Here is a 4,672-nt window from a genome sequence, read left to right on the forward strand (position 1 = left end):
TGGATCAATACCCAAGTTCCCACAGCAACCAGTACAATCATACCAATGAAATTTGCAATAAATGTCGGTATCCAATGGGAGATCCAATCTCCTGATAGCCCTCCCACTAGCGCAAATAGAAATCCAATCAGTGCGATCATAGAGTTTGCCATAAATGGAATTTTAATTTGTTTCACTCCATATGCAACTCCAACGCCCGCATTATCTAAATTCGATGCCATACCGATTGCGACCATCTGGAGCAAAATTCCGAAATTCATCCCAGTTCCCCCTTAACAACACATATAAAGTATTGTATTCTCGGTAACTTGGGAATGTGCTATCTGCTTACATATTGTAAAAAAAGGGGGAATACGTATTATTTTCTACTTGTTATTTCACCGGAATCCAAATCTCACTATAATAATCCGGGCTGGACGGATTTCCTTCCGGATAAAGCTCAAATTCTGGTGCGTTTGCATGTGTATAGCCACTTCCAGGGAACCATTCTGAATAGATTTTATTCCAAACGTCTTGAATCGCTCCTGGCATCGGGCCGTTTACTTCAAAGACAACCCATTTAGAAGCTGGGATTGTAAGGCATTCCATACCTTCTGGCACTTCTCCATCAAAATCGACTGCGACCCAATAGTCCATGACCTGCTTTGGATTCGATTCATTTGCAGCGCATACGCCGAGCAACCCACGAATCGAACCGTTGTTTAGCTTACTTAATGTCTCGCTTGTTCCATTTGCATTTACTTCAGCCCAAAATTTAGGGATCCCGATGCTATTTTCTCCATGTTCGTATGAAAATTCTCGTTTGACTCCCATTACGAGAAAACTCTCTTTTTCTACAACATTCCACTTCATCGAATCTGCCCCTTTCAATATGACCTGAATAATCAGGTGCTCATAGAATGTAAGCTTTCCAACATATTGTCGGACTTCGCTAATTCCTTTTTCAGCATGCAAGCTACATCCCTTAGAGGAGAATAAAGATAGGTCACTAGACTAGTCTGCTTTTTTCTCTTATACCAGTAAGGCAGAACGTACAATCAATTATCTTCAAAAAACAAAAATCCGATTATGCTCAATACAAATAAAACACCTAATGCACTTAATCCTAAGAACCCAATGCCACCCACTAAAAATAAGCCCTTTGGAAATACGATTGCCACGATAATTCCAATTAATAATAGCCAAAACGCAAATTTAATTGTCGCTTTCAAAAGCTTCCACAGAATATAGCCAAAAAATACTCCTACTAATATATGAATGATTAGCACAATACTCACCGCCTAATAAAAGTTCTGTACCTACTATAGCAAGATAGGCTAATAATGACTAGCTAGGAATAATACATACAATCCTTCGTATAATAAGCCTTCACTTCATTATATTACGAAAGTATGAAAAAGTAAGATCTGGTTAATCCGATTCTCACTCCAGATCCAGTATTTTTCTGCATCAAGCCCTTACAATATGCCAGAAAATTGTTATTATTTTATGTACTCCCGCTTGCTTGACTTTATACTCTAATTTACGCCATGTTATAATGGTTGGTAACCTGAACAAACGAGGTGGAATATGAGCAAAAAAAGAAAGGTAGTCTTATTTATTGCGATGAGTTTAGACGGGTATATCGCCGATAAAAACGGCGATTTGGACTGGCTTTACGCCGTAGAAGGAGAAGGGGACAATGGTTTTTCATCCTTTTATAAAACGATTGATACAATCGTAATGGGACGAACTACGTATGATCATTTGCTTCGCCTTGTTCCGGAATACCCTCATGGAGATAAGAACAGTTTTATCTTTTCACACACTGAAAAAAGAAACGAACCACATGTTACGTTTGTGAATGAAGATCCGAGTACGTTTATTCAAACACTTCAGAAGCAAGAAGGAAAGAACATCTGGCTGGTCGGGGGTGCAGGATTACTTGATTCCTTTTTACAAAAAAATCTTGTTGATGAAATCATTTTAACAATCTCGCCTATTATTCTTGGTGAAGGTACCCCTTTATTTCGGCCGAATTCTCACGAAATGCAATTTCATCTAGTAAGTCAGAAGCAATACAGAGAATTTGTACAGATTCATTATGAGGTACGATCAGCTACTAATTGAAACTGAAACATATTTTTGAAATCTTCATAACACGTTTCACAAATCCAATAGTAGTCATTATTAGTTGCATATCCTTTTTGGCTTGGTTTATCGAATTTGTCCGTACAAAACTCACAATGATCGTGATCCCATGATTCACTTCGAATTTCATAGATTTTGTACGTGACCGATTCCTTATATAAGTAATCCATCTGATCAGTTAGTCTCCAGTCATTTTTTTCAGTCAAAACGGCCATCCCCTCCAATCATTTATGTTTCCGTTCCTTTATCACATTCTAACTTTCAAAAATATTCTCCCTGTACTAAGCCTTCCTTATATTCTTTCTCATTTCCTCCTTAACGTATTAGAATAGAAGAAAAGCAAAAAAAGAGGTTGATAGCTGTGTTTGATATGAAAACCATTCAGCTCGTTCGGAACCAAATAAAGAAAATGGAAGAGCTTGGGCAGTTGACTCCAGAAGTTCTTGAACTTATTTATGAACAACGCCTATTTAAATTGTTTATTCCAAACGAACTAAACGGAAGAATGACTCCCTTTCCAGAAGCAATCCAACTGTTTGAAGATGCGGCATGGATTGATGGGAGCTTTGGCTGGCTTGTGCAAATTGGATCGGGTGCTGGATTTTTTGTGACAACCATGAAGGCGAAGACGGCTGCGGAGGTTTTCGCAAAGCGGGACGTGTATATCGCAGGAAGTGACCGGCCAACCGGCATTGCCAAAAAAGTGGACGGGGGCTATCTCGTAACTGGCAGCTGGCCATTTTGCAGTGGCTCGATGAATGCTACGATTTTTACCGCAAATTGCATTCTTGAAACAGACGATGACAAAAACGGGACCATGCAAGCCTTTGCGTTTACACCTGAACAAGTGAAAATTGAAAAAGATTGGCATGCATTTGGGCTGAAGGCAACGAATAGCTACACCATCCATGTTATGGATGCATTTATTTCCGAGGAAAAGGTGTTTGATGCCTATCATCCGCATTTTTATTATGATGATCCGGTGTTCCACTATCCGTTCATCCCCTTTGCTGAAGCAAATATCGCCGCAACAACTATCGGCATCGCCCGGCATTTTTTTGACGAAGCCATAGAGTTTGCGTTGATTAAGAAGGAAACGTGGGGATCTGCGCGCTATGCGTTTGTAATGAGCAAAATAGAGGAAATGGAGTTACCTTATAGCGCCGCTGTTCGTGCGTTTCATCATGCGGTGGAACACTCTTGGATGACCCATATTTCCGGGAACGAATGTTCAGCGGAAGAACTTCAAGCAATTAGCTTACAGAGTAAATTGGCTGCGGGGCATGCCATCCAAGGAGCGCAGGTTATATTCCGGTATCTTGGAATGGATGCCATTATGGAGCATACGAACATAAACCGTATATACCGTGATTTACATACGGCATCACAGCATAAATTGCTTGTATCGTTTGATTGAAAAACAATGGTTCTAGGATACTGAAAAAGCATGGGCTTCGAAAAATAAGTGCGATGATAACCTGCAGGTATTTTGTTACTGCATGCAAACTTTTTCTTCGAAAGCGGGCACAATTGGAGCTCTTTTGTTACCGCTCGTAAGCTTTTTCCACGTGAGCGGGCATAATCGGAGCTCTTTTGTTACTGCCTGTAAGCTTTTTTCTCGTGAGCGGGCACAATCAAGGCTATTTTGTTACCGCCCGCATGTTTTTTCCCCATGAGCGGGCACAATCGAAGCTCTTTTGTTACCGCTCGTAAGGTTTTTCCACGTGAGCGGGTACAATCAAAGCTCTTTTGTTACCGCCTGTAAGCTTTTTCCACGTGAGTGGGCACAATCGAAGCTCTTTTGTTACCGCCCGCATGTTTTTTCCACGTGAGCGGGCACAATCGAAGCTCTTTTGTTACCGCTCATAAGCTTTTTTCCCGTGAACGGGCACAATCAAAGCTCTTTTGTTACCGCCCACATGTTTTTTCCACGTGAGCGGGCATAATTCGATCCATATTTCTGTATTCCATGTTCATAAATTAGAGGCACTGAAAAATAGGAGTAGTCTTGGATGATACCTAGACACATTTTTTATAATAGTAATTGTAAATGTCTGTTATCGACGATTCGGGCTAATTCGGCAATTCTTATTGACATCACCAACTCGATCCCCGTCCATCTCAAAATAAAGATGATAATGCATCGCGCATCCTTCGTTAAACGTAGATCCACAGTTCGGGCATTGCTCAGTTCCCATGTATTCAGTAATGGTTAGCTCGGTCCCGCATACGCCGCAGAGGATGGCGTGCTCTCCGAATTCTTCCTGTTTCCATACGGTGATGGGATGATCTTCGCATTCTTCGTGGCACTTGTAGCATGGATAATATTTCCCGCAGCATTTAAATTTAATGGCAATGATGTCTTTTTCGGTTGCGTAGTGCTTGCAGCGTGTTTGATTGTCTACGATTGGTCCATATACGTGTTTCATTTGTTTCCCCTACCCTTTTGTGAATTCCTTTTTATCATAGCAAAAAAAGATCAGCTCTGAGCCTATTATTTGAAATTTATGTAAATGAACGTTAATCTACCTTAGAGAAGCTA

7 protein-coding genes are annotated in these 4,672 nt (G+C 40.6%); 2 read left to right on the top strand and 5 right to left on the bottom strand.

What is annotated here, in order from left to right:
• The 3 genes from AC11ZT_RS06900 to AC11ZT_RS06910 all read right to left on the bottom strand — a co-directional run.
• Positions 1–260 (bottom strand): MntP/YtaF family protein (locus AC11ZT_RS06900; RefSeq protein WP_484058892.1); only part of this gene is annotated, 260 nt, incomplete at its 3' end.
• Between the two features lie 112 nt (positions 261–372).
• Positions 373–954 (bottom strand): GyrI-like domain-containing protein, encoded by a 582-nt coding sequence (locus AC11ZT_RS06905; protein WP_484058893.1) that lies wholly within the window; start codon positions 952–954, stop codon positions 373–375.
• An 83-nt stretch (positions 955–1,037) separates the two neighbouring features.
• Positions 1,038–1,268 carry a hypothetical protein gene (locus AC11ZT_RS06910; RefSeq protein WP_379969345.1) on the bottom strand — a complete coding sequence of 77 codons (231 nt, stop codon included), beginning with the start codon at positions 1,266–1,268 and terminating at the stop codon, positions 1,038–1,040.
• 301 nt (positions 1,269–1,569) lie between these two features.
• Here AC11ZT_RS06910 and AC11ZT_RS06915 point away from each other — a divergent pair, with 301 nt between their 5' ends.
• Positions 1,570–2,109, top strand: a complete 540-nt coding sequence (locus AC11ZT_RS06915; protein WP_484058894.1) for a dihydrofolate reductase family protein — start codon at positions 1,570–1,572, stop codon at positions 2,107–2,109.
• Here the strand turns inward: AC11ZT_RS06915 and AC11ZT_RS06920 are convergent.
• The gene (locus tag AC11ZT_RS06920) at positions 2,082–2,336 is read right to left on the bottom strand and encodes a hypothetical protein (protein ID WP_484058895.1); all 255 of its coding nucleotides are present in this window, start codon (positions 2,334–2,336) and stop codon (positions 2,082–2,084) included. The two genes, AC11ZT_RS06915 and AC11ZT_RS06920, sit on opposite strands and share 28 nt — an antisense overlap.
• Positions 2,337–2,500: 164 nt before the next feature.
• Here AC11ZT_RS06920 and AC11ZT_RS06925 point away from each other — a divergent pair, with 164 nt between their 5' ends.
• Positions 2,501–3,547, top strand: a complete 1,047-nt coding sequence (locus tag AC11ZT_RS06925) for an acyl-CoA dehydrogenase family protein (protein ID WP_484058897.1) — start codon at positions 2,501–2,503, stop codon at positions 3,545–3,547.
• A gap of 640 nt (positions 3,548–4,187) precedes the next feature.
• Here AC11ZT_RS06925 and AC11ZT_RS06930 read toward each other — a convergent pair.
• On the bottom strand, positions 4,188–4,559 hold the full coding sequence (locus AC11ZT_RS06930) for a CHY zinc finger protein (RefSeq protein ID WP_484058896.1): 372 nt from the start codon (positions 4,557–4,559) through the stop codon (positions 4,188–4,190).
• Positions 4,560–4,672: the final 113 nt, after the last annotated feature.

Source organism: Ectobacillus sp., from assembly GCF_056992975.1.

What these genes read in the sequence shown, in the direction of transcription:
- AC11ZT_RS06915 (WP_484058894.1), top strand. Translation starts at nt 1,570, where the DNA reads ATGAGCAAAAAAAGAAAGGTAGTCTTATTTATTGCGATGAGTTTAGAC.
- AC11ZT_RS06925 (WP_484058897.1), top strand. Translation starts at nt 2,501, where the DNA reads ATGAAAACCATTCAGCTCGTTCGGAACCAAATAAAGAAAATGGAAGAG.
- AC11ZT_RS06930 (WP_484058896.1), bottom strand. Translation starts at nt 4,559, where the DNA reads ATGAAACACGTATATGGACCAATCGTAGACAATCAAACACGCTGCAAG.